Raw genomic sequence first — 26475 nt, 5'->3', positions numbered from 1 at the left:
GCTCTCAACGACAGCCCGCAACGCACGAAATCGCGAGTCGTGAGGTGATCACCATGAATACCGACAACCACCGCCCCCGCACGCGGGAGGCCGTCCCCCTCACCGAGGGCTGGACGCTGCGGCACGAAGGGCAGGCACTGCCCGCCCAGGTGCCGGGCTGCGTCCACACCGACCTGCTCGCCGCAGGACGGATCCCCGACCCGTTCCTCGGGTCGAACGAACTCGACGTCGACTGGGTGGGCCGCGCCGACTGGGAGTACGGGACGGCGCTCGGCGCGCGCGACACGGCGCACGAGCGGACCGACCTGGTCTTCGACGGGCTGGACACGGCCGCCGAGATCAGCGTCGGCGGCGCGGTGATCGGCCGTACGGCCAACATGCACCGCGGCTACCGGTTCGACATCACCGGCCGGTACGCCGCCGACGGCGCAGCGACCCCGCTCTCCGTGCGGTTCACCTCCGCCTACACGGCGGCCGAGGCCGTCAGGGAGCAGATCGGGGCGCGCCGGGAGGCGTATCCCGAGGCGGCGCCCTTCCTCCGCAAGATGGCCTGCGCCTTCGGCTGGGACTGGGGGCCGACCCTGGTCACGGCGGGGATCTGGAAGGACGTACGGCTCGACCACTGGTCGACGGCGCGCCTCGCCCGGGTACGCCCGCTGGTCACCGTCGAAGGAGCCGCGGGCCGGGTGGAGGTCCGGCTCGACGTGGAGCGCACGGAGCGGGCGGCGGGCCGTACGCTCACCGCCACCGTGCGGGTCGGCGGGCAGGAGGTCTCCGGGAGCTTCGACGGGGACGCGGCGGCGGTCACCGCCGTCGTGCCCGACGTCGACCTGTGGTGGCCCAACGGCCATGGCGCGCAGCCGCTGTACGACTGCGAGGTCACCCTGTACGACGAGGACGGCGCCGCCCTCGACCGGTGGTCGCGCCGCGTCGGCTTCCGTACCGTCGAGATCGACACCTCCGCCGACGAGCACGGCAGCGGCTTCACGTTCGTCGTCAACGGCGAGCGGCTGTTCGTCCGCGGCGTGAACTGGATCCCGGAGGACATCTTCCCGTCCCGGGTGACGACGGAGCGCTACCGCGAGCGCCTGAGCCAGGCCGCCGAGGCCCATGTGGACCTGGTACGCGTCTGGGGCGGCGGTATCTACGAGCGTGACGACTTCTACGACGTCTGCGACGAACTCGGCCTGATGGTCTGGCAGGACTTCCTCTTCGCCTGCGCCGCCTACCCGGAGGAGCAGCCGCTGCGCTCGGAGATCGAGGCGGAGGCGCGGGAGAACGTCGCGCGGCTGATGCCGCACGCCAGTCTGGTGCTGTGGAACGGCAACAACGAGAACCTGTGGGCGTTCCGGGACTGGGGCTGGGAGGAGCGGCTGGCCGGCGACTCCTGGGGCGAGGGCTACTACCTGGGTCTGCTGCCCCGGGTCGTCGCCGACACCGACCCGACCCGGCCGTACTGGGGCGGCAGCCCCTGGTCGGGCTCGTGGGACCACCACCCCAACGACCCCGCGCACGGCGTCACCCACTCCTGGGACGTCTGGAACACCGCCGACTACACCGACTACCTCGACGAAGTCCCGCGCTTCGTCGCGGAGTTCGGCTGGCAGGCGCCGCCCGCCCACGCGACGCTGCGGCGGGCGCTGGCCGGTGAGGAACTGCGCCCCGACTCACCGGGGATGCTGCACCACCAGAAGGCGTCCGACGGCAACGGCAAGCTGGAGCGCGGTCTCGCCCGGCACTTCGAGGTCCCCGAGGACTTCGACCGCTGGCACTACCTCATGCAGGTGAACCAGGTCCGCGCGGTGGCCACCGGCGTCGAACACTGGCGCTCGCACTGGCCGTTGAGCGCGGGCGCCGTCGTCTGGCAGCTCAACGACTGCTGGCCGGTGACCTCGTGGGCGGCCGTCGACGGCGACGCCAGGCTGAAGCCGCTCTGGTACGAGCTGCGCAGGCTCTACGCCGACCGGCTGCTGACCGTCCAGCTCAGGGAAGGACGCCCGGTCGTCCTCGCCGCCAACCAGTCGGCCGAGCCGTGGCGGGCCGAGGTGGAGCTGCGCCGGATGTCGGCGGCGGGGGACGTGCTCGGCAGGGAGAAGCTGACGCTGGTCGCCGAAGCCCGCACGGTCGCGGGCGCACCCGTGCCGGACGCGCTGCGGCCCGACGCGGCAGGCGGGGACGAGTACCTCGTCGCGGACGCGGACGGACTGCGCGCCCTGCACGTACCGGTCCGCGATCTCGCGTTCCGCTACCCCGTACCGGAGTACGAGGTGGCGCTGGCGCCGGACGACGGCACGGGAGCGGGCGTGGGCGTCGTGATCACCGCGCGCACGCTGCTGCGGGACCTGCTGCTCCAGGCGGACAGGCTCGGCCCTGCGGCCGTGGCCGACCAGGGCCTGCTGACGCTGCTGCCGGGCGAGAGCGCGACGGTACGGGTACGGGGCTGGGAGAGCCCGGACGCCGCGGTGGCACGCGCGGCGCTGTTCGTACTCGGTCAGCCCTGACGGTCCTGGCGGCTCCGCCCTAGCCGGGAGAGCCGGCCGGGACAGGGGTTCTAGCGAGGGGTCGGTACGGTGCGCGGGACCTGGGAGTCCCAGGCGGGCGCCGTGCCGGCCAGTTGGCACACCATGAGGTAGAAGGGGATCGGCGGCGTGTACGGCGTCGGGTCGTCCGGCCAGTGGATCAGCCGGGGGCGCGCGGCCGGCACGCTGGTCCCCTCCACGTAGCGGGCGGGCGAGGGCCAGGCCAGCTCCAGGTCGGAGCCCGCCGGCACGATCCACCACCACCAGTCGGCGTCGGCGAAGACGCAGCCGCTGCGCGGCAGCCTGGCCATCAGCCGGAAACCGTGCCGGGCCGGGACGCCCACCGCGTCACAGCCCAGCGAGGCAGGGAGAGTGGCCGGCAGCGGAAGCTGCACCCGGCCGGTGTGCTCGCCGCGCAGGCCCTGGGTGAAGCGGTGCAGCGCGGTCCTCAGCACGGGGCCTCCGTCTGCTGCTCCGGTGACAGCTCGGCCCAGACGACACGCCCGGGGCCGTATCCGGATGTGTCGTGCGCTCCCCAGCAACTGCACATCGAGTCGACGAGGAAGAGTCCCCGGCCGCCCTCGTCCTCGGCCGCGCGGTGCAACTGGGGTCCGGTCGGACCGTAGCCCTGGTCCTCGACCGCTATCCGCAGCCGGCCCTGCTCCTCGCGTATCTCGCAGATGACGTGGTCGCCCGCGGCGTGCACCACGGCATTGGTGACCAGCTCGGACACCACGAGGACGGCCGTCTCGCAGGTCTCCTCGGCCACCTCCCAGCGGCGTAGCCGGTCCTGGGTCAGTTTTCTGGCGCGGCTTACCGACTCCGCGCGGGCGGGCAACTCGAATCCGTAGCGGCGGACAACGTTGCCAGGGCACACGGTGATGAGCTGGGGGGTGAGCGCGTTACCAGGTGCCACGACCGATTCCTAACGGTGGGGAAGCGATTGCTGCGCGTGACGCCTCTCCCACGGCACAGCGCGACAATCGCGTGAACTGGTTCACTCATCCACTCTCCACCCGTCGGGGACACTTGGCAAGTGGCACTCTGAAAATTCCAGAGTGCCGTGTTCTTCGTCGTGGAGTCGTGGCAGACTGCTGCCAATCGTGCGTGGGGAGGTCTCCAAAGTGAGTGAACCGCGGTCAGCCCCGACCGTGGGTCAGGTCGTGCTCGGCAGACGTCTGCAGGACCTGCGCGAGCGGTCCGGCCTGAAACGCGAAGAGGCCGCCAAGCTGCTCCGCGTGGCGCCGGCCACGATCCGCAGGATGGAGACGGCCGAGGTCACGCTGAAGATCCCGTATGTACAGGTGCTGCTCAGGGCCTACGGGGTCGCTCAGGAGGAGTCGGACGCGTTCGTCGACCTCACCGAGGAGGCGAACAAGCCCGGCTGGTGGCAGCGGTTCCACGACATCCTGCCGGACTGGTTCAGTATGTATGTCAGCCTGGAGGGCGCTGCCTCCCTCCTGCGGGCCTACGAACCGCACTTCGTTCCCGGGCTGCTCCAGACGGAGGGGTACGCCAGGTCCGTCATGCACGCGGGGGCCGTGGGGCAGGCCCAGCCGGCGGAGATGGAACGGCACGTGGCACTCCGTATGGAGCGCCAGTCGCTGCTCACCCGGGAGGACGCACCGAAATTCTGGGTGGTCATGGACGAGACGGTGCTTCGCCGCCCCGTCGGCGACGACCCGGACATCATGGTGGAGCAGATCGACCGGTTGCTCGAAGCCGCCGACCTGCCCAACGTGACGCTGCAGATCGCGGAGTTCGCGAGCGGGCACCATCCCGGCACCTACGGGCCGTTCGTGATCTTCCGCTTCGCAGTACCCGAACTTCCGGACATGGTCTTCAGCGAGTACCTGACGGGCGCGGTCTATCTCGACGCACGCCCGGAGGTGGCCACTCACCTGGAGGTCATGGACCGGATGGCGGCGCAGGCCGCGACTGCACAACGCACGAAGGAGATCCTCAAGGATGTCCGCAAGGAGCTGTGAATGGATCCCATATACAACGGTATGCCCGCCACCGACCTCGGCGCCGATGGCTGGCACAAGCCGTGGAGCGGCGGCAACGGCGGCAACTGCATCGAGGCCATGAAACTGGCCGACGGCAGAGTCGCCGTGCGTCAGTCGGCCGACCCTGAAGGCCCCGCACTGATCTACACCACCGGCGAGATCGAGGCCTTCATCCAGGGGGCCAAGTCAGGGCAGGCGGACTTCCTGCTGACCTGATCGCAGCTACTCCTGTTCCGCAGATCCTGCCCACCGACCCTGAGACTCATGGAGCGCGCATGACCGGGCACCTCCCCATCGACACCAGCAGGCCGCATCCGGCCCGGGTGTACGACTGGCTCCTCGGCGGGCGGGACAACTACCCCGTCGACGAGGAGATGGGGCGGCAGTTGCTCACCCTGGACTCCAGGGCGCACGAGATGGCCAAGGTCAACCGGGGCTTCATGCACCGCGCCACCCGGTGGCTCGGTACCACCGGCGGAGTACGGCAGTATCTGGACATCGGGACGGGTATCCCGACCCAACCGAATCTCCATCAGATCGCCCAGGAGGTCGCCCCCGATTCCCGCGTCGTCTACACCGACAACGACCCGATAGTCCTCCGGCACGCAGAGGCGCTGCTGCGCAGCACCCCGGAGGGCGCCACGGAGTACGTCCAGGCCGACGCCCGCGAACCCGATGCCATCATCGAGGCCGCGGCCAAGACCCTGGACCTCGGTCGGCCCGTCGCCCTGTCGCTCGTCGCGCTGCTGCACTTCGTCTCCGACGAGGACGGCGCGCACGACCTGGTGCGGCGACTGCTCGAACCGCTGTCTCCGGGCAGCTATCTCGTCCTTTCCCACGCAACGGGGGACTTCACCCCGGACAGCGCGGAACAGGCCCGCTCCCTGTACGAGAACCGGGGCCTCACACTGGCCCTGCGCTCCCGTGACGAGTTCGCCGAGTTCTTCACCGGACTCGAACTCGTGGAGCCGGGCGTCGCGTTGGCCGAGCGGTGGCGTCCGGATCAGGGAGAGGCCACCCCCGCTCCCGGCGGCGAACCGATACCGGGATACGCGGGCGTGGCACGCAAACCATAGAGAGAACGGGTGGGGTACGCGTGCGGTGCCGCAGCACTTTTCAGGTGCGCTGCGGCATCGCACGCGTCATTTCCGCAGATATTCGAGGCCCGGGTGCGCCGCCGTGTAGCCGTCCAGCAGCCGCCGGGCCACCGTCACCGAGTCGACCAGGGGATGCAGCGCGAACGCCTTGACCGCGCCCGCCCGCGACGCGCCGCTCGCCGCTGCCAGCACCTCGCGCTCGACCGCCTTCACCGCCGTGACCAACCCCACCGCGTGCAGCGGCAGTTGACCGACCGTCACCGGATGCGCGCCGTTCGCGTCGACCAGGCACGGCACCTCGATGACCGCGTCCGCGTCCAGCACCCGCAGCGTCGTGCCGTTGCGCACGTTCAGGATCAGGGTCGCCCGCTCGTCGCGCGCGACGGCCCGCATCAGATCGAGCGCGACCTTCTCGTAGCCGCCCGACTCCAGGTCCGCGGAGTCCCGTTCGCCCACCCCGGCCGCCGTGCGGTTCGCCGCCATGTACGTGGCCTCGCGCTCGGAGAGCGTACGGTGCCACGCGCCGAGCGCGGACTCCGGGCTCTCCGGTCCGGCCAACCCGTCGTAGAAACCGGCCTGTTGGTCGCGGAGAAAGGCGCCGCGGGTGCGTTCGGCGGACCGGTAGGCCGCTACGGTCTCGCGGTTGAAGTAGTAGTAGTGCAGATACTCGTTGGGGATCGCGCCGAGCGACGCCAGCCACTCGGGGCCGAACAGCCTGCCCTCCTCGAAGGAGCCCAGCGCAGCCGGGTCGGCCAGCAGCCGGGGCAGTTCGTCCCTGCCGTCCACCCGCAGCCCGCGCAGCCAGCCCAGATGGTTCAGCCCCACATAGTCGATCCACACCCGGTCGGGATCGGCGCCCAGCACCCGGGCGACCCGGCGGCCGAGCCCCACCGGTGAGTCGCAGATCCCGATGACCCGGTCACCGAGCACCCGCGACATGGCCTCGGTGACGAGCCCCGCCGGGTTGGTGAAGTTGATGACCCAGGCGTCGGGCGCCAGCGCCGCCACCCGCTCGGCGATCCGGACGGCGACGGGAACGGTCCGCAGCCCGTACGCGATACCGCCGGCGCCGACCGTCTCCTGCCCGAGTACCCCCTCGGCCAGGGCGACCCGCTCGTCCGCCGCGCGCCCTTCGAGCCCGCCCACCCGGATCGCGGAGAACACGAAGTCGGCGCCGAGCAGCGCCTCGTCCAGATCCGTGGTGGCCACGACCTCCGGCGCGTCCGGCACCCCCGCCGCCTGCTCGGCCAGCACCCGGGCGATGGCGCCGAGCCGCCCCCGGTCGACGTCGTACAGCGTGACCCGGGTGATCCGGCCCTCGCCGTGGTCCCCGAGCAGCGCGCCGTACACCAGGGGCACCCGGAAACCGCCACCGCCCAGAATCGTCAGCCTCATCCAGTGAACCGCCCTTCGTGTCGGTCGGCGCGGAGGTCGGCCGGCCGGTACCGATCATCCCGCGTACGGGTCGGGCACCTCACCAGGGCGGGACAGGAACGCGAAATCGCAGCCGGTGTCGGCCTGGCTGATCTGCTCCTCGTAGAGCGCCCCGTAGCCCCGGCCGAACCGCTGGGGCGGCGGCGTCCAGCCGGCCCTCCGGCGCGCCAGTTCCTCGTCGGTCACCTCGACGCGCAGCGTCCGCGCCTCGACGTCCAGCGTGATCGGATCCCCGGTGCGGACCAGGGCGAGCGGCCCGCCGACGTACGACTCGGGCGCGATGTGCAGCACGCACGCGCCGTAACTCGTGCCGCTCATCCGGGCGTCGGAGATCCGCACCATGTCCCGCACCCCCTGTTCGAGCAGATGCGCCGGGATCGGCAGCATGCCGTACTCGGGCATCCCGGGACCGCCCCGCGGCCCCGCGTTGCGCAGCACCAGTACGTGGTCCGCTGTGATCCCGAGGTCCGGGTCGTCGATGGTGCGCTGCATGGTCCGGTAGTCGTCGAAGACCACGGCGGGCCCGGTGTGCCGCAGCAGCTCCGGATCGGCGGCGATGTGCTTGATCACGGCGCCGTCCGGGCACCAGCGCGCGGTAGGCGCCCCGGTCCACCTGCCCCGCCGCGTCGAAGGGGGTGACGGGGATCGCGACGACCTCCGCGAGCGCGGCCCGCTGCGCGGCGGTCACAGGGCGTGCCCCGTCGTGGCGTCGACATGGCCGGGCACCTCGTCGTGCCGGTCGCCCACCGAGAGCGTGCCGCTCGGCTCGACCACCAGGAGCGAGGCGCCGCCCGCCGACGACGGCTTGTGCCAGATCCCGCGCGGGACGGTGAAGACCGAGCCGCGCGCAAGGGTGACGGTCCGCTCGCCGCCGTCCTCGCGCAGCCCGATCAGCAGCTCCCCTTCCAGCACCTGGAAGAACTCGTCCGTCTCCTCGTGGACGTGCCAGATGTGCTCACCCGCCACCTTGGCGATCCGGATGTCGTAGTCGTTGACCCGGGTCACGATGCGCGGACTCCACAGGGCGTCGAAGGAGTCGAGGGCGGCGGCCAGGGCGATGGGCTCGGGGCCGGCCTGCGTGCTCGGCTGCGTGCTGGGCTCAGTGGTCATGGCTCCATCGTCGGTGTTGCCGCCCGCCTCGTGTGAGTGCTAGGAATCGCGTATGCCGCAAGATTCCTCGCACCGGGTCGTGATGATCGTCGCCGACGGCTCCAACCCCTTCGAGATGGGCGTCGCCACCGAGATGTTCGGACTCGACCGGCCGGAGATCGGCCGGCCCTGGTACGACTTCGAGCTGTGCGCCGAGACCCCCTCGGTCCGGATGCACTCCGGTTTCTTCCAGCTCTCCGGCGTCGCGGGGCTCGAAGCGGTGGACCGGGCCGACACCGTCATCGCGCCCAACCGCCCCGACCCCGAGACCCCGCCGTCGCCCGCGGTCCTGGACGCCGTCCGGCGGGCGGCCGCGCGCGGCGCCCGGCTGGTGAGCTTCTGCAGCGGCTCGTTCACGCTGGCCGCCGCCGGGGTGCTGGACGGTCGGCGGGCCACCACCCACTGGCGCTGGGCGCGCCAGTTCGCCGAGCGCTTCCCCGCCGTACGGCTCGATCCCGACGTGCTGTTCGTGGACGACGGCGACATCGTCACCGCCGCGGGGAGTTCGGCCGCGCTCGACGCGTGCCTTGAGCTGATCCGCCGCGACCACGGCGCGCGGGCGGCGGTCGCCGTCAGCCGCAGGCTCGTCTTCGCGCTGCACCGCGACGGCGGCCAGCGGCAGTTCATCGAGCAGCCGCTGCCCGCCGTCCCCGACTCCTCGCTCGGCCCGCTGCTCGACTGGGCCACCGCCCATCTCGACACCCCGCTGACCGTCCCCGACCTGGCGGCGCGCGCCGCGGTCAGCCAGGCGACGCTGCACCGCCGCTTCCGCACCCAGCTCGGCACCACCCCGCTGGCCTGGCTCACCGCCCAGCGGGTCGCCCTCGCCTGCCGGCTGATGGAGCACGGCGAGACCCGGCTCGATCGGGTGGCCAGGCTCAGCGGCCTCGGCACCGCGGCGAACCTGCGCGCCCAACTGCGCCGGCGCACCGGACTGCCGCCCAGCGCGTACCGCAGACGCTTCGGTCCGGGACAGCACCCCGGGGCTCTCCCGGCCGCCGCCGAGGCACAATAGGGGCATGTCCCGACGTCCCGCCCGCCCCCGGCGCACCGGCGCCACCGGCCCCGGCACCCGCCCCTCGGCCCCCGCGGAGCACCCCGCCGCCGCGCAGTGCCCGTGCGGGCTGCCCGCCCCGTACGGCGAGTGCTGCGGGCGGTTCCACATCGGGCCCACGACCGCGCCCACCGCCGTGCTGCTGATGCGCTCGCGCTACAGCGCCTTCGTGGTGCTGGACGAGTCGTATCTGCTGAAGACCTGGGACCCGGCCACCCGTCCCTCGGGCGTCGACCTCGACCCGGCGATGCGCTGGACCGGCCTGGAGATCCTGGACAGCACCGAGGGCACCGCCTTCCACACCCATGGCACGGTCACCTTCCGGGCGGGCTACACCAACCTGGGCAGCCGGGGCGCGCTGCACGAACGCAGCCGCTTCGCCCGGCACGACGGCGCCTGGGTCTACGTGGACGGCAGCTACCTCGACTGACCGGCTGCTCCGATCCCGCCCAGGCTGCCCCGTCCCGCCCCGGCTGATCAGTCCTCCACCGCCGTCGCGCCGGCCGGCACCCGGCGCGGGGCCGGGCGCAGCGGCCTGGCCAGGTCCTCGGCGAGCAGCCGCTTGGCGATGGAGTCCACGGCCCGGCGCAGCTCGGCGTCGCTCGGCGCGCCCCGGTCGGTGGCCAGCCGCTCGTTGAGCCAGCGCCCCCAGGCCGAGGTGATCAGCGCCGCCTCCCGGCGCCCCGCCTCGGTGTGCGCGAAGAGATTGCCGTGCCGGGTGAGATAGCCCTCGTCCACCATCCGCTGGAAGACCGGCACCAGCACCTCGGGAGGCATGCTGCGGCTGGCGGCGATCAGTCCGATGCTCGCGTGCCCCACCAGCCTGCTGAACAGCTCCACCTGCATCACGGCCCAGGCGCCCGCGACATCGAGCCGGGTGTCCGAGGCGACGACGATGCCGCGCCCGGTGTCCGGGTGCGCGCTGTGCAGGATCTTGGCGACGGACAGCTCCAGCACCCGCGCCGAGTTGCTGCCGCTCGGCGAGGCGAACCCCTCGCCCATGTCGGTGGAGCCGGCCCGCGCCGAGTCCCGCAGCTTCACCTGCTTGAGGAAGAGTGCGACCACGAACCCGACGAGCGCGACCGGCACCGCCCACAGGAACACCGTCTGCAGCGCGTCCGTGTACGACTGCACGAGCGGACCCGACTGGGCGGCCGGCAGCCGGTGCAGGCTCCGCGGGCTCCCCGCCGCCTTCGAGACCGCCGCCGCGTTCCCGCCGTTCCTGACCGCCCCCGCGATGCCCGTACGCAGATGGCCGCTCAGCGAGTTGGCGTAGATCGTGCCGAAGACGGCCGTACCGAACGAACTGCCCAGCGTACGGAAGAAGGTCACCCCGGACGTCGCCGTGCCGAGGTCCGAGTAGTCGACGGTGTTCTGCACCGCGATGGTCAGCACCTGCATGGACAGTCCGATGCCGACACCGAGCACGAACATGTACAGGGATTCCAGCCACACCCCGGAGCCGGGGCCCATGTGCGACATCAGATACAGCCCGACCGCCATCACCAGCGTCCCGACGACGGGGAAGTAGCGGTACGAGCCGGTCTTGCTGACGACGTTGCCGCTGAAGACCGAGGCGAGCAGCAGACCGATCACCATCGGCAGGGTGCGCACCCCGGAGATCGTCGCCGAGTCGCCCTTGACGTATTGGAGATAGGTGGGCAGGAAGGTCAGCGCGCCGAGCATCGCGAAACCCACGATGAAGCTGAGGACGGAGCAGACAGCGAACACCGGATTGCCGAACAGCCGCATCGGCAGCATCGGTTGGGCCGCCCGGGTCTCGGCCACGCAGAACAGCGCGAGCGCCACGACACCGCCGACGAACAGCCCGATGATCGTCGGCGAGCCCCAGGCGTACTGGTTGCCGCCCCAACTCGTCGCCAGGATCAGGGCGCTGGCCCCGACCGCGACCAGCGCGATGCCCAGGTAGTCGACGACCGGGCGCAGCGACGAGCGGACGGCGGGGATGGTACGGGCGGCGGCCACGACCACCAGCGCCGCGATCGGGACATTGACGTAGAAGCACCAGCGCCAGGTCAGATGGTCGGTGAACACCCCGCCGAGCAGCGGTCCGACGACCGTCGCCACCCCGAACACGGCGCCGATGGCGCCCTGGTACTTGCCGCGCTCGCGCAGCGGGATGACATCGGCGATCAGCGCGATGGCGGTGACCATGAGACCGCCCGCGCCGATGCCCTGGAGCGCGCGGAAGGAGATCAGCAGGATCATGTCGGTCGCGAGGCCGCAGAGGAACGAGCCGGTGATGAAGACGACCGCCGAGACCTGGAAGACCAGCTTGCGCCCGAACATGTCGCCGAACTTGCCGACGAGGACCGTGGAGACCGTCTCGGCCAGCAGATACGCGGTGACCACCCAGGACATGTGGGAGGCGCCGCCGAGGTCGGCGACGATCGTCGGCAGCGCCGTGCCGACGATCGTCTGGTCGAGCGCGGCCAGCAGCACACCGAGCATGATCGTGCCGAAGACGATGTTCCGCTGCCGTCCTTCGAGCACGGGGGGTTCGGGAGCCGGCGCCGGGGGCTTGGTCTCGCTGGCTGTGGTCACCCTTGCACCGTCACACCGCGCAGCCGCCGCCGCATGCGGGGGGTGGCCAGACCGGTGAGGCTCGTAGGATCACCGCGTGACGCGCGTCCTGGTCTTCAGCCGTACCACCGCCTTCCGGCACGACTCGATCCCGGCGGGGATCCGCGCCTTCCAGGAGCTGGGCGCCGAGCACGGCTTCGCCGTGGAGGCGACCGAGGACCCGGCGGCGCTGGAGGGCGGCCCCGGCCGGTACGGCGCCGTGGTCTTCCTCTCCACCAGCGGCGACGTCCTCACCCCCGCTGGACGCGCCGGGCTGCGGGCGCACTGCGCCGCGGGCGGCGGCTTCATGGGGGTCCATCTGGCCGCGGGCACCGAGGGCGGCTGGCCGTTCTACGGCGAGCTGGTCGGCGCCCGGTTCGTCCGCCATCCGGCGCTGCAACCGGGCCTGGTCAGGGTCGAGGACCGGGACCACCCGGCGACCCGGCATCTGCCCGCCGCATGGCGGTGCACCGACGAGTGGTACGAGTTCGACGTCGGCGTGCGCGGCCGGTCGCGGGTCCTCGCCTCGGCCGACGGCACGTCGTACGAGGGCGGTGCGCCCGGCGCTGACCGGCCGCTGGTGTGGTGCCACGAACACGGCGGCGCCCGGGTCTTCTACACCGCCCTCGGCCACACCGAGGAGTCCTACGCGACCCCGGCTTCCGCGCCCATCTGCTGGGCGGCCTGCGGTCCGTCACCGCCCCGGCTGCTCAGGGTCCGGCGGCTCAGGGCCCGGCCAGCACCTGAGCCAGGTCGTAGCTCACCGGCTCCGCCAACTGGGCGTAGGTGCAGCTCTCCGGCGTACGCTCCGCGCGCCACCTGCGGAACTGGGCGGTGTGCCGGAAGCGGTCGCCCTCCATGTGGTCGTACGCCACCTCGCAGACCCGCTCGGGCCGCACCGGCAGCCAGGACAGGTCCTTCTTGCCCGACCAGCGGCTCGGCGCGCCCGGCAGCCTGGCGCCCTCGTGCGCCGACTCGCGCGCCCAGGCGGCCCACGGATGGCCCTCGACGGAGTCCATCAGCAGCGGCGCCAGCTCCTCGACCAGCTCGGCGCGGCGCTTCATGGAGAACGCGGCGCAGACCCCGACATGCTGGAGCACCCCCTCGGCGTCGTGCAGCCCCAGCAGCAGCGACCCGACCACGGGGCCGCTCTTGTGCAGCCGGTAGCCCGCCACCACCACATCGGCGGTCCGCTCGTGCTTGATCTTGTACATCGCCCGGACGTCCGGGCGGTACGGCAGGTCGAGCGGCTTGGCGACGACCCCGTCGAGCCCCGCGCCCTCGTACTGCTCGAACCACTCCCCGGCCAGCTCGATGTCGGTGGTCGCGGGCGCCACGTACACCGGCGGCCCCGCGCCCACCAGCGCCGCCTCCAGCGCCTCCCTGCGCAGCGACTGCGGTCTTGCCAGCAGCGAGGCGTCCCCCTTGGCCAGCAGGTCGAAGGCGACGAAGCTCGCCGGGGTCTGCTCGGCCAGCAGCTTCACCCGGGAGTCCGCCGGGTGGATCCGCTCGGTCAGCCGGTCGAAGTCCAGCCGGCCCTCGTGCACGATCACGATCTCGCCGTCCAGCACGCACCGGTCGGGCAGCTCGGCGCGCAGGGCTGTGACCAGCTCGGGGAAGTAGCGGGTGAGCGGCTTGCCGTTCCGGCTGCCGATCACCACCTCGTCCCCGTCGCGGTGCACGATCGCCCGGAAGCCGTCCCACTTCGCCTCGTACTGCATACCGGGCGGGATGGCGGCGACGGACTTGGCGAGCATCGGCTTCACGGGCGGCATCACCGGCAGATCCATGCGTCGATTGTGCGCGGTAAAAGGTGCGGGCGCTCGACGTGCGTTCGATGTGCGGGCGGCGCCGGGGCCGCCTACGGTGACGAGCATGGTTGCAGCGGTGGAGCTGGAGGCGGGCGGCAGGACCGTACGGCTGTCCAGCCCCGAGAAGGTCTACTTTCCCGAGCGCGGCTTCACCAAGCTGGACGTGGCCCGCTACTACCTGGCCGTGGGGGACGGGATCACCCGCGCCCTGCGCGACCGGCCCACCACCCTGGAGCGCTTCCCCGAAGGCGTCGGGGGCGAGTCGTTCTTCCAGAAGCGGGCGCCGAAGAACCTGCCCGACTGGATCCCCACCGCGCACATCACCTTCCCCAGCGGCCGCAGCGCCGACGAGATCCGGCCGACCGAGGTCGCCGCCGTGCTCTGGGCCGCCAACCTCGGCTGCCTCACCTTCCACCCCTGGCCGGTACGGGGTGACCGGCTCGACCACCCCGACGAGCTGCGGATCGACCTCGACCCGCAGCCGGGCACCGACTTCGCCGACGCGGTCAGGGCGGCGCACGAGCTGAACGCCTTCCTCGGCGAGCTGGGGCTCACCGGCTGGCCCAAGACGTCCGGCGGGCGCGGCCTGCACGTCTTCGTACCGATCGAGCCGCGCTGGACCTTCACCCAGGTGCGCCGCGCCGCCATCGCCACCGGGCGCGAGCTGGAGCGCCGGATGCCGGGCCGGGTCACCACGGCCTGGTGGAAGGAGGAGCGCGGCGAGCGGATCTTCGTCGACTACAACCAGACGGCGCGCGACCGCACCATCGCCTCCGCCTACTCCGTACGGCCCCGGCCGCACGCCCCGGTCTCGGCGCCGCTGCGCTGGGACGAGCTGGACGACGTGGCGCCGCAGGACTTCGACATCGCCACGATGCCGGTCCGCTACGCCGACGTCGGTGACGTCCACGCGGGGATGGACGAGCATCCGCACAGCCTGGAAGGGCTGCTGGAGCTGGCCGACCGCGACGAGCGCGACCACGGCCACGGCGATCTGCCCTACCCGCCGGACTATCCGAAGATGCCGGGGGAGCCGAAGCGGGTCCAGCCGAGCAAGGCCAGGCCCGAGAAGCCGGAGTAGCCCGAGCAGCGGGGTGCCCCCTCCCCGCGCGGTGTGCGCGGGGAGGGGGCACCCTGGTCAACCGGCCGGGTCGCTGCCGGTCACAGCTCCTTGATGCGGACGTTGCGGTACGAGACCAGGTCCGTGGTGCTGTGGTTCTGCAGGCCGATGTAGCCGGACGCGTAACGCCGTCCGTCCGTGCCCACGTCGCCGTCGCGCGGCGGCTCGAAGGACTGGCCCGCGTTGTTGTCGAACTCGTTGATCAGGACACCGTTGCGGAAGATCTTGAAGTGCTGATCGACCGCCTGGATCTCGTAGTCGTTCCAGGTGCCCTTGGTGGTGGGATGCGCCCCGGCCAGACCCACGCGGTCGAAGCCGTAGACCGACCCGGTCTTGTACATGTCGCCGCCAGGACCGTCGTAGACCTGGATCTCGTGGCCGTAGTTGATGGCCACCCACTCAGGACGGGACTCCCCGGGGAAGTCGTGCGGCTGCGGGAAGCGGATGAAGACCCCGCCGTTGGCGTTACCTGTGCCGGTGGCGTCGTCGCGGAACTGGAGCTTCAGCGAGAAGTTGTCGTACTTCCGCACCGGGTACCACTCCATGCCCAGACTGCCCCCGACCGTCGGGTTGACGGTCATGGTGCCGTCCGTGGTCAGATCGATCTGACCACCGCCGACATGCTCCCACTTGTCGAAGGACGCCTGGGTGCCGTCGAAGATGTCCTTGTACCCCTCGGTCTGGCCCGGGAGGCCGATCTTCGACTGCTTGGCGGCCTTGGTGATCGCCTTCTGCTCGCGCTTGTCGATGACGTTCTCGCTCAGCAACTGGCCGAGCACACCGTCGACATGCTTCAGGAAGAGCGCCTGCGAGGTCCACTCGCGCTCGTCCTCGATCCGCTCGTTGATCGTGCAGCGGTTGCTGGTGATCCGGTTCGGCACACCCGTGTCGACCGTGCCGACGATGACCGTGAGCCGCTCGTCGTGCTCGGCGCACGGGGGCGGCGGCACGCCACCGCCCTCGACGACGGTGAACGACACCTCCTTGGCCTGCGAGGTGTTGCCGGCCTTGTCGGTCGCGCGGTGCGCCAGCGTGTGCGCGCCCGCCCGGTCGACGATGACCGGCGTGGTGTACGCGAGGTACGGGCCCGCGTCGATCGAGTACTCGACCTTGTCGACGCCCGAGTCGTCGTCGGTGGCCGTGAGGGTCACCTTCGCGCTCGTGATGTAGGCGCCGTTCGAGTTCTTGCTGCCCGTGACGGCCGCCGAGGTCACCGGAGCCGTCGTGTCCTCGGCCGGCGGCGCCACGACGGTGAAGTCGACCGACTTCTCCGCCGCCGCGTTGCCCGCCTTGTCGGTCGCGCGGTAGCGGACCGTCCGGGCGCCGGTCTCATGGACCATCACCGGCGCGGTGTACGGCTGCCAGGCACCGTCGGCGCCGATCGCGTACTCGATGGTGTTGACGCCCGACCCGGTGTCGGACGCGGTCACCGTGACCGTGGCCATGCCCAGGTAGTTGCCGTCCGCGTCCTGCTCGCCGCTCACGGTCGCCGAGGTCTCGGGCGCCGTGGTGTCGTCGGTCGGCGGCGCCACGACGGTGAAGTCGACGGACTTTTCCGCCGCCGCGTTGCCGGCCTTGTCGGTCGCCCGGTATCTGATCGACTGGTCACCGACCTGGTCCACCACCACGGGGGCGGTGTAGGGCTGCCACGCGCCGTCGGCGCCGACCGCGTACTCGATCGTGCCGACACCGGACGAGTCGTCCGTCGCCGTCACCGTGACCGTCGCCGAACCGACGTACGCGCCGTCGGCGTTCTGCTGTCCGTCCACCTTGGCCGCGGTCTCGGGCGCGGTGGTGTCCTCGCCACCGCCGCCGTCGGTCACGACCAGGATGCCGGTCATCATGTTGTGGCCGGGCATGCTGCAGAAGTAGCGGTAGGTGCCCGGGGTCAGGTTGACCTCGACCGAGTGCTTGCCGCCGGTGTCGTCGGCCGGGTTGGCCAGGATGTTGACCGAGACGTCGTTGTTGTAGTCGGAGTTGGAGACGTCGAAGGTCAACGTGTGCGGCATGCCGGTGGTGTTGCCGGTCGCCGCGCTGTTCTCGAAGACGAGCGTCGCGGGGCCGGCCACCGCCGTGGCCGGTGCGCTGAGGAAGTGGTCGATGGGGTCGCCGGCCGTCCAGTTGAGCGTCTGGGCAGCCGCCGCACCCGCCTTGGCATCGGCGCCGGAGCGTCCGTACGCCGCGGTCGAGGTCAGCCCCAGCACCAGCAGCAACGCACCCACCAGGGCGGTCCAGAGGCGTAGCGGTCGCTGTCTCACTGGGCTGCCTTCCTGGCGAGGTCCTTGGCGGCCGGAGTGGGCGCACCGCCCTTGTAGGTGATGTGCCACAGTGCGGAGTCCTTGTCGGAGTTGAAGAAGCCGCGCCCGTAGTCGAGGACGTAGAGCGAACCGTCCGGGGCGAACTTCCAGTCCATCAGGTTGCGGATACCGCCCGCGCCGACCGGAATGATCTTCCGCAGCGAGTCGGCGCTGACGGGCAGCCCGCCCTCGCCGGCGTTCTTCGGGTCCATCTGCACCGCGTGGCGCGGGTTGGTGGCGTCGTAGAAGTCACCCACGAACCACTTGCCGTCCCAGTACTCGGGCCACTTGACGCTGCTGTTGACCGTCGGGTCGAACCGGTAGACCGGGCCGTCCATGGTGGCCTGGCCGCCGCCCTTGAGCCACGGCAGCAGGTACTTCGCCTGGCTCGCGTCGTAGCTGGGCACGCCGTCCGCGTTGCGCGGGTAGTCGGGCGCACCGCCCTGCGGCGAGTACCAGATGTTGTTGGCCTCGGCCGGCGGGATGTTCACCAGGCCGTCGTTGTTGGGCGACTCGTTCTTCAGGTGGTCGCAGTCGTACCAGCCGAGCGGCTTGGTCGGGTCGGGCAGGTTGCGGTCGCGGTAGGGCTGCTTGTTGCCCATGCAGTACGGCCAGCCGTGGTTGCCCGCGTGGGTGATGACCGAGAAGGTGTCGTACTTCGCCGGGCCCCAGGTGGTGCTCGGCTCACCCGCGTCGGGTCCGACCCAGCCCGCGTAGAGCGTGTCGGTCTTCTTGTCGATGGAGATACGTGCCGGGTTGCGCACGCCCATCACGTAGATCTCACCGCGGGTCTTGCCGCCGCCCTCGGCGGTCTCCTTGCCGGTGAAGAGGTTCCCCTCCGGCAGGGTGTACGTGCCGTCCTGCTCGGGGTGGATCCGCAGGATCTTGCCGTTGAGGTTGTTGGTGTTGCCCGCCGTGCGGCGCGCGTCGGCGAAGGAGACGCCCTTGTAGTTGGGCTCCGGGTTGTTGCCCGAGTAACCGTCGCTGAACTGCGACGAGTTGTTGTCACCGACGGCGATGTACAGGTTGCCCTTCGAGTCGAAGGCCATCCCGCCGCCCGCGTGGCAGCAACTGTGGATCTGGGCCGGCCACTGGAGCAGCACCTTCTCGGAGGTCATGTCCAGCTTGTTGGTCGTCAGGTTCAGGGTGAACCGCGCGACCCTGCGCTGCCCGATCCGGGTGTCCCGGTCGATCTCGGAGAACGGCGAGTAGTAGACGTACACCCAGCCGTTGGTCGCGAAGTTCGGGTCCAGGGTGATCCCCAGCAGCCCCTCCTCGACCTTGACCAGCTCGTCGCCGCCGCCCTTGTTGCCGAAGACCGTCAGCGATCCGGCGAGGGTCACCTGCTTCGTCTTCGGGTCGTAGATGTGGATCTGGCCGATGCCCTTGCCGACGTTCGGGTCGTTCCAGTCCGTCACCACTGGCGCGTTCGCGGCGCCGCCGCCGCGGCCGATGTAGATCACCCGGCCGTCCGGCATGATCGTCATGCCGTGCGGCTCGCCGATCTGGTCCTGCTGGTCGGGCTGGTTCGGCTGGGTGACGCGCTCCGCCGTGTAGTTGGCGTCGATGGTCGCCTTGCAGTCGGCGCGCGAGAGGCGCGTCGTCCACTGGAGGGCGCCGCGCAGGTGGTCGCGGAAGTCGGCCTCGGCGTACGAGTCGGCCGTGCCGCCCATGGCGGTGTAGAAGGAGCGGCCGCCGTCGTAGTCGCGGCACCAGGAGACCGGGTGGTCGGCGCCGTTGGCGCCGGTGCCCGGCTGGTAGCTGCTCTCCCTGACCTTGGCCACGGTGTGCACCGAACCGGTCGGGTTGGTGGCCCAGTTGAACCACTGGTCGGAGCGCTTCCACTCCAGCGGCAGATCCTTGGTCGCCGGGTGGACGCGGTCGCCGACCTCGACGGTCGCGCGCTGGACGGCCGGCGGGGCCGAGGCCGCGGGCCGGGCACCGATGAGTCCGGTGAACCAGTCCGAGTACGGCTCGGTGTTGGCCGCGTCGTGGATCCCGAGGAAGCCGCCGCCGGCCTCCACGTACGACTCAAGCCCGGCTTCCTGGTCGGGGTCGAGCACATCGCCGCCGCCCGTCAGGAAGACGACAGCGTTGTACTTGCCGAGCTTGTTGGCGTTGGTGAAGACCGAACCGTCCGCGGTGGCCTCGGTCTTGAAGCGCTTGCCCGCCGGGCTGGTCTGCCCGATGGCCTCGATCGCCTCGATACCGGCGTTGACGACAGGCGACTCCTCGGTGGCCGACGCGTAGTAGACGAGCACCTTGACGTTCGAGCCGCCGGGCGGCGAAGGAAGGTCAAGTGCCTTCGCCGTGGAGACCGGCGCCTGGTTGGCGGTCGCGGCGGTTCCGCCGAGCAGAGATGCCGCCATCGCGCCGGCCAGCAGAGCCACGGTTATTCCGCGCCTCGATCTTGACCGGTGATGTGGTGCGCGCTGCATGTTTCACCCACCCCTCTTTGGTCACAGCAACAGCCAGGAAAGCTAGACCCCTTTCGGCGGTCCGCCAATAGCTATGACCGGAATCCCACAAACTTTGTCCTGAGTGTGGATAAACGAAGATCCCTGGTCTACCGTGTGGCCGTCCCCGGGGTAATAAGCCCCTGCAAATTCCGTACGGCACGCGGGAGTTCGGCATGGCCATGGACAGACGGAGCTTCAACCGGCGGCTGTTGGCAGGCGGCGCCGCCGCGACGGGCGTGACGTCGCTCGCGGTCGCATCGGCCCCAGCGGCCACGTCAGCCACCTCCGCCACCTCGGCGGCGACCCCTCCGAAGACCGCGCCCGCCGGCGGACAGGTGCGTCATATCACCCTGTTCGCCGAGAAGTTGGCGGACGGCTCGATGGGCTACGGCCTGGAGAAGGGCAAGGCGACGGTCCCGGGACCGCTCATCGAGCTGGTCGAGGGCGACACGCTGCACATCGACTTCGAGAACACCATGGACGTGGCCGCCAGCCTCCATGTCCACGGCGTCGACTACGACGTCGCCAGCGACGGCACCAGGATGAACAAGAGCCATGTGGAACCGGGCGGCAAGCGCACCTACACCTGGCGCACCCACGCCCCGGGCAAGCGGGCCGACGGCACCTGGCAGCCGGGCAGCGCCGGCTACTGGCACTACCACGACCACGTCGTGGGCACCGACCACGGCACCGGTGGCATCCGGGCCGGCATGTACGGCCCCGTGGTGGTCCGCAGGAAGGGCGACATCCTGCCCGACAAGCAGTTCACCATCGTCTTCAACGACCTGCAGATCAACAACAAACCGGCGGCCGAGTCGCCCAACTTCGAGGCCACGGTGGGCGACCGGCTCGAAGTCATCATGATCACGCACGGTGAGTACTACCACACGTTCCATATCCACGGTCACCGCTGGGCCGACAACAGGACCGGCCTGCTGACCGGACCCGACGACACCAGCCCGGTCATCGACACGAAGATCACCGGTCCTGCCAACTCCTTCGGCTTCCAGATCATCGCCGGGGAGCATGTGGGCGCGGGCGCCTGGATGTACCACTGCCATGTGCAGAGCCACTCCGACATGGGCATGGCCGGGATGTTCCTGATCGCCAAGCCGGACGGCACCATCCCCAACTACGACCCGGACCACCACCCGATGGGCGCGAAGGGAGCGACGGCGAAGGGGACGAAGGGCGTGGCCGACATGCCCGGCATGGACCACTCCGCCCACTGAGCACGGACCGCTGCGCCCACCGAGGCGGAGCGCACCTGGTACGGGCGTGACACACATGCGGCGCCGGCGTATCAGGAGGAGACTCGGAAGTACGCGCGACGTGTGTCACGACGGGTCTCCACCGAAGGAGCGCACCATGCTCACCAGGCCGTTCGCCGCCGGCTCCCCGAACTGGACCGATCTCGCCACCCCTGACATCGAGGACGCGACCGGCTTCTACGGCGGGCTGTTCGGCTGGACGTTCCGGTCGGCGGGGCCCGAGGCCGGCGGGTACGGCATGTTCCAGCTCGACGGCAGGACCGTCGCCGGGGCCATGGCCGTACCGCCGGACCAGGCGCCGCCGTCCTGGTCGCTCTACTTCCAGGCGCCGGACGCGCAGGCCACGGCGAAGGCCGTCGCCAAGGGCGGCGGCTCCGTGGTGCTCAAGCCGACGGACGTCATGGACATCGGCAGGATGTCGGTCTTCAGCGATCCGTCGGGGGCCGGGTTCTCGGTCTGGCAGCCCGGCCACACCAAGGGCATGGGCCTGGTCGACGCGCCCGGCAGCCTGTGCTGGACCGAGCTGTACACCCCGGACGAGGCGGCGGCCTACGGCTTCTACCGGTCCGTCTTCGGCTGGGAGAGCATCAGCATGCCGATGCCGGGCGGCGGCGGCTCGTACCGGATGGTGCACCCGGCGGGGCACAGCCCCGACAGCATATTCGGCGGCTTCGTACCGCTCGGCTCCGACCCGCTGGAGAAGGACAGCCATCCGCACTGGCTGCTGTACTTCGCTGTCGAGGACTGCGACGCCGCCGTACGGACCGCCGAGCGGCTCGGCGGCGGCGTGCGGCTGGCCCCGACCGACATCGAGGGCGTCGGCAGGTTCGCCAAGCTGACCGACCCGTACGGCGCCGAGTTCGCCGTCATGCGCGGCGCGGCCCCGGAGGCGTGAGCGACCGCCCCAGGTGACCCGTTGACGCTTCGTCAAGAAGATGTTTATCGCGGCCGGGCAAGGTGTGCCCATGCCGATCAACGTCACCGACAGCACCGTGGACCGCGTCATGGACAGCACGCCAGAGCCGTACGCCCACCGCGACGACGCACTCGCCTGGCAGGAGAGCGCCCTGTGCGCCCAGACAGGCGCCGACTTCTTCTTCCCCGCCCCTGGCTCGTCGACGCGCGAGGCGAAGCAGCTCTGCGGCGCCTGCGAGGGCCGGGAGGCGTGCCTCGCCTACGCGCTGGACCACGACGAGCGGTTCGGGGTGTGGGGCGGCCTCTCCGAGAAGGAGCGGCAGCGGCTGCGCAGGGCCCGCGGCTGATCGCGGTCCTTCGCCGGGCGCCGGTCAGCGCGTGATGCGGAACGTCTCCCCGAGCGCACCCGAGTCGCCGCCGCGGCCGAGGGCCACGGCCACGACGACGATCACGGGAGCGCCTGCGAGAAGGAGGCGGGTGGCCGGCTTCACGGTGGAAGGCGTACGACGCGCGCACGCCCGTCCCGGGTGGGCTCAGCCCGCAGCGCGGGCCGCCATCCGCGCCTTGCGGGCGGCGAGCTTCTCGTCGAACTTGCTCGCCTCGGAGTCCAGACCGCCCATGTACACGCCGATCTCCTCCTGCGCCCTGAGCCCCTCGGGGCCGAGCCCGTCGATGTCGAGCACCTTCAGGTAGCGCAGGATCGGCTGGAGCACGTCGTCGTGGTGGATCCGCATGTTGTAGATCTCCCCTATGGCCATCTGGGCCGCCGCGCGCTCGAAGCCCGGCATGCCGTGCCCCGGCATCCGGAAGTCGACGACGACGTCCCGCACGGCCAGCATGGTCGCGTCGGGGGCCAGCTCGAAGGCGGCGCCCAGCAGGTTCCGGTAGAAGACCATGTGCAGGTTCTCGTCGGTGGAGATCCTGGCCAGCATCCGGTCGCAGACCGGGTCGCCCGACTGGTGCCCGGTGTTGCGGTGCGAGACTCGGGTCGCCAGCTCCTGGAAGGCCACATACGCCACGGAGTGCAGCATCGAGTGGCGGTTGTCGGACTCGTACCCCTCCGACATGTGCGCCATCCGGAACTGCTCCAGCTTGTCCGGGTCGACGGCGCGTGAGGCGAGCAGGTAGTCCCGCATCACGATGCCGTGCCTGCCCTCCTCGGCGGTCCAGCGGTGCACCCAGGTGCCCCAGGCGCCGTCGCGGCCGAAGAGGGAGGCGATCTCGTGGTGGTAGCTGGGGAGGTTGTCCTCGGTCAGCAGATTGACCACGAGCGCCGTCTTGCCGATGTCGGTGACCTTGGACTGGTCCGGCGCCCACGCCTCGCCGTCGTCGAAGAGGCCGGGGAAGTTGCGCGCGTCGGACCAGGGCACGTACTCGTGCGGCATCCAGTCCTTGGTCGTCTTGAGATGGCGATTGAGCTCCTTCTCCACCACCTCTTCGAGGGCGTACAGCAGTCGGGCGTCGGACCACGCGTCCGAACTGCCGAGGTGCGGAGAGGTGAGCGTCACGGGTACTCCTGGGGACGGGAGAGGAAAACCTACGGACTCGTAGGTTACGAGACCGTAGGTTAAAGCCGAGGTAAGCCTCTGGCCAAGACCCGGGGAACGGACCCCTTCCGGCCGGGGTCCGCGACCGGGCGTCTGAGGGGGGAGAAGCGCAGGTCAGACGTACAAGTCACGCAGGCGCACGGACAGGCAGGTGACACAGCCCTCAAGTTTCTCGAATTCACTGATGTCGACCAGTACCGGCTGGTAGCCGAGACTCGCGAACAGCTCGGCCGTCTTGGGCGCGCTCGCCGCCATCAGCAGCCGGCCGCCGCCGAGCAGCACCACATGCGCGCCGGACTCCTCCGGCACCGGCAGGAAGCGCGGGAAGACGGACGGCACGTCCACCAGCGGCTCGTAACCGATCACCGTGGCGTCCGGCAGCGCCGTCACCGCCGACTTCAGATGGAGCACCTTGCTCACGGGTACGGCCACGACGCGCGCCCCGAGCGGTTCGAAGGCCGCCCTGAGCTGCTGCACGCCCGCCGCGTTCGTCCGGCCGCCCTGCCCCACGTACACGGTGTCGCCGGTCTTCAGCACATCACCGCCGTCGAGCGTGCCCGGCTCCCACACCCAGTTGACCGAGCAGCCGAGCCGGCCCAACTCCTGCTCGACCGCGGCCGTCTCGTCCCGGCGGGACAGCGCCCCGGGCCGGGCGACGAGGGCCACGTTGCGGAACATCACCACCGTGTCCTCGACGAACACCCCGTCCGGGCAGTCGTCTGCGGGCGCCACCTCGACGGTCTCCCAGCCGTGCTCGCGCAGCGTCCTGACGTACTCAGCCCACTGCCGCTCCGCGAGCGCGGTGTCGACGCCGGTACGTTCGCGATGGGTGACCAGCCCCTCCGCGAGGCGCGGGCTCGGGCGGCGGATCAGGGCTTTCCTGCTGGGCACGGGCGTCTCTCCAGGTCCATGAAGGTTCCGGTCGCGTCCATCATGACCCGATGTGCCCCCGTTACGGAATGGCCGGATCCCGTCGCAGGTGCTCGGCCGTGCTGGACTTCGGGTCGTCCAGCAACTGGCGCGGAGTGCCTTCGAACACGATCTCACCACCATGTTTACCGCCGCCGGGACCCAGATCGATCACCCAGTCCGAACGTTTCACGACATCCATACTGTGCTCCACACAAATCACCGAGTTGCCCGCGTCCACCAGCCGGTCGAACAGGGCGACCAGCGTGCGCACATCGGCCAGGTGCAGCCCGGTGGTCGGCTCGTCGAGCACGTACACACTGCCGGTGCGGTGCAGTTGGGTGGCGAGTTTGACGCGCTGGCGCTCGCCCCCGGACAGGGAGCTGAGCGGCCTGCCGAGCGCGAGGTAGGTGAGCCCGACCTCGTGCAGGGCGCGCAGCTTGCGCAGCAGCGCCCGGTCGCCGGTGAACTCCAGGAACTCCGCGGCGCGCGCCGCCGTCATCTCCAATACGTCCACGATGGAGGCGCCGCGCACCCGGTGCTTCAGCACGTCGTCGTGGAACCGCCGCCCGCCGCAGGCTTCGCAGACCGCGGTCACCGGATCCATGAAGGCCAGATCGGTGTGGATGACACCGCGCCCGGCGCAAGTCCCGCAGGCCCCCGCGGAGTTGAAGCTGAACAGGCCGGGGTCGACACCGTTCTCCTTGGCGAAGAGCGCGCGCACGCTGTCCAGCACACCCAGATACGAGGCGGGCGTCGAGCGCGACGACACACCGACGGCGCTCTGGTCGATGACCACCGACTGCGGGTGGGCCGCCGTGAACACCCCTGAGACCAAGGACGACTTGCCCGATCCGGCCACCCCGGTGACGGTGGTGAGCACCCCGGTGGGAAACCGCACGTCGATCCCCTTGAGATTGTGCAACGCCGCCCCGGTCACGGTGAGATGTCCGGTGGGGGAGCGGAACGACCTTTTCATCGGGGTACGTTCACGAAGGCAGCGCCCGGTGAGGGTGTCGGCGGCGGCCAGCCCGGCGGGCGGCCCCTCGTACACGACATGACCGCCGTCGGCGCCCGCGCCGGGGCCCATGTCGACGACATGGTCGGCGACGGCGATCACATCGGGGTCGTGCTCCACCACCAGGACCGTGTTGCCCTTGTCGCGCAGCCGGACCAGCAGATCGGCCAGCCTGCCGACATCGCGGGGATGCAGTCCCACGCTCGGCTCGTCGAAGACATAGGTGAGACCCGTCAGTGAACTCCCCAGGTGGCGCACCATCTTGAGCCGCTGGCCCTCGCCGCCCGACAGGCTGGTGGTCTCCCGGTCCAGACTGAGATAGCCGAGCCCGATGCCCACCAGCCGCTCCAGCCGCTCGCGGGCGGCAGCCGCGATCGGTGCGGCGATCGGACCGTCGATCCGGCCCAGCACCTCCACCAGGTCGGCGACCTCCATCCGGGTCAGTTCGGCGATGGAGAAACCGGCCACCCGGGTCGCGAGGGCCGCCCGGTTGAGCCGGGCACCGCCGCACTCCGCGCAGACCCGCTCCACGGTGAACCGGGCCGTGGCCTCACGGCGGCGCTCGGAGAGGCCCGCCGTGTCCCGCTTGATGAAGAGCCGGTCGAAGCGGCCGACCACCCCCTCTCCGCCGCCGGCGTCCCCGTACAGCAGCGCACGGCGCTCGACCTCGGTGTAGTCGCAGAGCGGCTTGTCCGGGTCGAAGCGGCCGGACTCCGCGTACAGCTTCCACTCCCAGTTGCCCACCGCGAGTCCGGGCAGCAGCAGCGCGCCCCCGTTGAGCGACTTCGACGGGTCGACCGCCCGGCCGATGTCCAGCTCGACCACCTTGCCGATCCCGTCGCAGCCGGGGCACATCCCCGCCGGGTCGTTGAACGAGTACGCGGCGGCCGGGCCGGCGCCGGGCGTGCCGCAGCGGGAGAACAGCACCCGGATCGCGGCGTAGATGTCGGTCATCGTGCCCACGGTGGAGCGGACGTTGCCGCCGAGCGGCTTCTGGTCCACCACGATGGCGACCGCGAGCCGGTCGATCGTGTCGACCTGCGGCCGCTCGTGCTTGGGCAGCCGGTTGCGGAGGAACGAGCCGAACGTCTCGCCCAGTTGGCGCTGCGACTCCACGGCGACCGTGTCGAAGACGAGCGACGACTTGCCGGACCCCGAGACGCCGGTGAAGACGGTGATCCGGTCCTTCGGGATGGTGAGGGAGATGTCCTGGAGGTTGTTCTCGCGGGCACCCGCGATCACGATGTGCTGAGCCATACGAGCGAAGCTAACCGGGAAACCGG

At 70.8% G+C, this 26475-nt stretch carries 21 protein-coding genes and 2 pseudogenes; 11 read left to right on the top strand and 12 right to left on the bottom strand.

Features of this window, described 5'->3' with window-relative positions; all coding sequences use genetic code 11:
• Window positions 1–53: 53 nt before the first annotated feature.
• A complete protein-coding gene (locus ACZ63I_RS10235) occupies window positions 54–2501 on the top strand; it encodes a glycoside hydrolase family 2 protein (protein WP_469337266.1) in 2448 nt (815 codons plus the stop codon).
• Between the two features lie 50 nt (window positions 2502–2551).
• Here the strand turns inward: ACZ63I_RS10235 and ACZ63I_RS10230 are convergent, their stop codons facing one another.
• Window positions 2552–2974 (bottom strand): hypothetical protein, encoded by a 423-nt coding sequence (locus ACZ63I_RS10230; RefSeq protein WP_469337265.1) that lies wholly within the window; start codon window positions 2972–2974, stop codon window positions 2552–2554.
• Window positions 2968–3435 (bottom strand): ATP-binding protein, encoded by a 468-nt coding sequence (locus ACZ63I_RS10225; protein WP_469337263.1) that lies wholly within the window; start codon window positions 3433–3435, stop codon window positions 2968–2970. Before ACZ63I_RS10225 ends, ACZ63I_RS10230 begins: the two co-directional genes overlap by 7 nt.
• A gap of 208 nt (window positions 3436–3643) precedes the next feature.
• Here ACZ63I_RS10225 and ACZ63I_RS10220 point away from each other — a divergent pair, with 208 nt between their 5' ends.
• The 3 genes from ACZ63I_RS10220 to ACZ63I_RS10210 are packed head-to-tail and all read left to right on the top strand — an operon-like array spanning window position 3644 to window position 5604.
• Entirely contained in the window at window positions 3644–4507 is an 864-nt protein-coding gene (locus ACZ63I_RS10220; RefSeq protein ID WP_469337261.1) for a helix-turn-helix domain-containing protein, read from the top strand.
• On the top strand, window positions 4508–4744 hold the full coding sequence (locus ACZ63I_RS10215) for a DUF397 domain-containing protein (RefSeq protein WP_041993002.1): 237 nt from the start codon (window positions 4508–4510) through the stop codon (window positions 4742–4744).
• A gap of 59 nt (window positions 4745–4803) precedes the next feature.
• Window positions 4804–5604 (top strand): SAM-dependent methyltransferase, encoded by an 801-nt coding sequence (locus ACZ63I_RS10210; protein ID WP_469337259.1) that lies wholly within the window; start codon window positions 4804–4806, stop codon window positions 5602–5604.
• A 66-nt stretch (window positions 5605–5670) separates the two neighbouring features.
• Here the strand turns inward: ACZ63I_RS10210 and ACZ63I_RS10205 are convergent, their stop codons facing one another.
• The 3 genes and pseudogenes from ACZ63I_RS10205 to ACZ63I_RS10195 form a co-directional block, all read right to left on the bottom strand.
• Window positions 5671–7020 (bottom strand): 6-phospho-beta-glucosidase, encoded by a 1350-nt coding sequence (locus ACZ63I_RS10205; RefSeq protein WP_469337258.1) that lies wholly within the window; start codon window positions 7018–7020, stop codon window positions 5671–5673.
• A gap of 54 nt (window positions 7021–7074) precedes the next feature.
• Window positions 7075–7644: pseudogene (locus tag ACZ63I_RS10200) on the bottom strand (dihydroxy-acid dehydratase); the annotation flags it as partial.
• Between the two features lie 99 nt (window positions 7645–7743).
• Entirely contained in the window at window positions 7744–8169 is a 426-nt protein-coding gene (locus ACZ63I_RS10195; RefSeq protein WP_469337256.1) for a cupin domain-containing protein, read from the bottom strand.
• A 52-nt stretch (window positions 8170–8221) separates the two neighbouring features.
• Here ACZ63I_RS10195 and ACZ63I_RS10190 point away from each other — a divergent pair, with 52 nt between their 5' ends.
• Together ACZ63I_RS10190 and ACZ63I_RS10185 are read left to right on the top strand one after the other, a co-directional pair.
• Window positions 8222–9223 (top strand): helix-turn-helix domain-containing protein, encoded by a 1002-nt coding sequence (locus ACZ63I_RS10190; protein ID WP_469337255.1) that lies wholly within the window; start codon window positions 8222–8224, stop codon window positions 9221–9223.
• A gap of 4 nt (window positions 9224–9227) precedes the next feature.
• A complete protein-coding gene (locus tag ACZ63I_RS10185; protein WP_469337253.1) occupies window positions 9228–9692 on the top strand; it encodes a YchJ family protein in 465 nt (154 codons plus the stop codon).
• Between the two features lie 47 nt (window positions 9693–9739).
• Here the strand turns inward: ACZ63I_RS10185 and ACZ63I_RS10180 are convergent, their stop codons facing one another.
• Window positions 9740–11827, bottom strand: coding sequence for an MDR family MFS transporter (locus ACZ63I_RS10180; protein WP_469337252.1), 2088 nt, complete (start codon window positions 11825–11827; stop codon window positions 9740–9742).
• 76 nt (window positions 11828–11903) lie between these two features.
• Here ACZ63I_RS10180 and ACZ63I_RS10175 point away from each other — a divergent pair.
• A pseudogene (locus ACZ63I_RS10175) lies at window positions 11904–12592 on the top strand (ThuA domain-containing protein).
• Here the strand turns inward: ACZ63I_RS10175 and ACZ63I_RS10170 are convergent.
• Complete coding sequence (locus ACZ63I_RS10170; RefSeq protein ID WP_469337250.1) at window positions 12571–13635, bottom strand: ATP-dependent DNA ligase; 1065 nt, start codon at window positions 13633–13635, stop codon at window positions 12571–12573. The pseudogene ACZ63I_RS10175 and the gene ACZ63I_RS10170 overlap by 22 nt on opposite strands.
• A gap of 85 nt (window positions 13636–13720) precedes the next feature.
• Between ACZ63I_RS10170 and ligD the strand changes: the two genes are divergently transcribed.
• Complete coding sequence (gene ligD / locus ACZ63I_RS10165; RefSeq protein WP_469337249.1) at window positions 13721–14737, top strand: non-homologous end-joining DNA ligase; 1017 nt, start codon at window positions 13721–13723, stop codon at window positions 14735–14737.
• Window positions 14738–14817: 80 nt separating this feature from the next.
• Here the strand turns inward: ligD and ACZ63I_RS10160 are convergent, their stop codons facing one another.
• Together ACZ63I_RS10160 and ACZ63I_RS10155 are read right to left on the bottom strand one after the other, a co-directional pair.
• Window positions 14818–17034: an OmpL47-type beta-barrel domain-containing protein gene (locus ACZ63I_RS10160; protein ID WP_469337247.1), complete on the bottom strand. Its 2217-nt coding sequence runs from the start codon at window positions 17032–17034 to the stop codon at window positions 14818–14820.
• A complete protein-coding gene (locus ACZ63I_RS10155; RefSeq protein WP_469337245.1) occupies window positions 17031–19511 on the bottom strand; it encodes a ThuA domain-containing protein in 2481 nt (826 codons plus the stop codon). The genes ACZ63I_RS10160 and ACZ63I_RS10155 overlap by 4 nt, the downstream gene beginning before the upstream one ends.
• 200 nt (window positions 19512–19711) lie before the next feature.
• Between ACZ63I_RS10155 and ACZ63I_RS10150 the strand changes: the two genes are divergently transcribed.
• From ACZ63I_RS10150 to ACZ63I_RS10140, 3 genes are all read left to right on the top strand, one after another.
• Window positions 19712–20764 (top strand): multicopper oxidase domain-containing protein, encoded by a 1053-nt coding sequence (locus tag ACZ63I_RS10150; RefSeq protein WP_469338320.1) that lies wholly within the window; start codon window positions 19712–19714, stop codon window positions 20762–20764.
• Window positions 20765–20900: 136 nt separating this feature from the next.
• Window positions 20901–21698, top strand: coding sequence for a VOC family protein (locus ACZ63I_RS10145; protein ID WP_469337243.1), 798 nt, complete (start codon window positions 20901–20903; stop codon window positions 21696–21698).
• A 109-nt stretch (window positions 21699–21807) separates the two neighbouring features.
• Window positions 21808–22065 carry a WhiB family transcriptional regulator gene (locus tag ACZ63I_RS10140; protein WP_469338318.1) on the top strand — a complete coding sequence of 86 codons (258 nt, stop codon included), beginning with the start codon at window positions 21808–21810 and terminating at the stop codon, window positions 22063–22065.
• Between the two features lie 186 nt (window positions 22066–22251).
• Here the strand turns inward: ACZ63I_RS10140 and ACZ63I_RS10135 are convergent, their stop codons facing one another.
• The 3 genes from ACZ63I_RS10135 to ACZ63I_RS10125 form a co-directional block, all read right to left on the bottom strand.
• Window positions 22252–23226, bottom strand: a complete 975-nt coding sequence (locus tag ACZ63I_RS10135) for an acyl-ACP desaturase (protein WP_469337241.1) — start codon at window positions 23224–23226, stop codon at window positions 22252–22254.
• Window positions 23227–23379: 153 nt separating this feature from the next.
• Window positions 23380–24156 carry a dimethylargininase gene (gene ddaH, locus ACZ63I_RS10130; RefSeq protein ID WP_469337239.1) on the bottom strand — a complete coding sequence of 259 codons (777 nt, stop codon included), beginning with the start codon at window positions 24154–24156 and terminating at the stop codon, window positions 23380–23382.
• Window positions 24157–24217: 61 nt separating this feature from the next.
• Window positions 24218–26449, bottom strand: coding sequence for an ATP-binding cassette domain-containing protein (locus tag ACZ63I_RS10125; RefSeq protein ID WP_469337238.1), 2232 nt, complete (start codon window positions 26447–26449; stop codon window positions 24218–24220).
• Window positions 26450–26475: the final 26 nt, after the last annotated feature.

The organism is Streptomyces sp. NPDC087906 (assembly GCF_055584925.1).
The sequence above is the reverse complement of the archived record's forward strand: the minus strand, read 5'-3'. Positions and strand labels throughout refer to the sequence as shown.

Coding starts and splice junctions, on each gene's coding strand:
- ACZ63I_RS10125 (WP_469337238.1), bottom strand. CDS start 26,449: ATGGCTCAGCACATCGTGATCGCGGGTGCCCGCGAGAACAACCTCCAG.
- ligD (WP_469337249.1), top strand. CDS start 13,721: ATGGTTGCAGCGGTGGAGCTGGAGGCGGGCGGCAGGACCGTACGGCTG.
- ACZ63I_RS10210 (WP_469337259.1), top strand. CDS start 4,804: ATGACCGGGCACCTCCCCATCGACACCAGCAGGCCGCATCCGGCCCGG.
- ACZ63I_RS10155 (WP_469337245.1), bottom strand. CDS start 19,511: ATGCAGCGCGCACCACATCACCGGTCAAGATCGAGGCGCGGAATAACC.
- ACZ63I_RS10195 (WP_469337256.1), bottom strand. CDS start 8,169: ATGACCACTGAGCCCAGCACGCAGCCGAGCACGCAGGCCGGCCCCGAG.
- ACZ63I_RS10185 (WP_469337253.1), top strand. CDS start 9,228: ATGTCCCGACGTCCCGCCCGCCCCCGGCGCACCGGCGCCACCGGCCCC.
- ACZ63I_RS10150 (WP_469338320.1), top strand. CDS start 19,712: ATGGACAGACGGAGCTTCAACCGGCGGCTGTTGGCAGGCGGCGCCGCC.
- ACZ63I_RS10170 (WP_469337250.1), bottom strand. CDS start 13,635: ATGGATCTGCCGGTGATGCCGCCCGTGAAGCCGATGCTCGCCAAGTCC.
- ACZ63I_RS10235 (WP_469337266.1), top strand. CDS start 54: ATGAATACCGACAACCACCGCCCCCGCACGCGGGAGGCCGTCCCCCTC.
- ACZ63I_RS10145 (WP_469337243.1), top strand. CDS start 20,901: ATGCTCACCAGGCCGTTCGCCGCCGGCTCCCCGAACTGGACCGATCTC.
- ACZ63I_RS10215 (WP_041993002.1), top strand. CDS start 4,508: ATGGATCCCATATACAACGGTATGCCCGCCACCGACCTCGGCGCCGAT.
- ACZ63I_RS10190 (WP_469337255.1), top strand. CDS start 8,222: ATGCCGCAAGATTCCTCGCACCGGGTCGTGATGATCGTCGCCGACGGC.
- ACZ63I_RS10205 (WP_469337258.1), bottom strand. CDS start 7,020: ATGAGGCTGACGATTCTGGGCGGTGGCGGTTTCCGGGTGCCCCTGGTG.
- ACZ63I_RS10140 (WP_469338318.1), top strand. CDS start 21,808: ATGGACAGCACGCCAGAGCCGTACGCCCACCGCGACGACGCACTCGCC.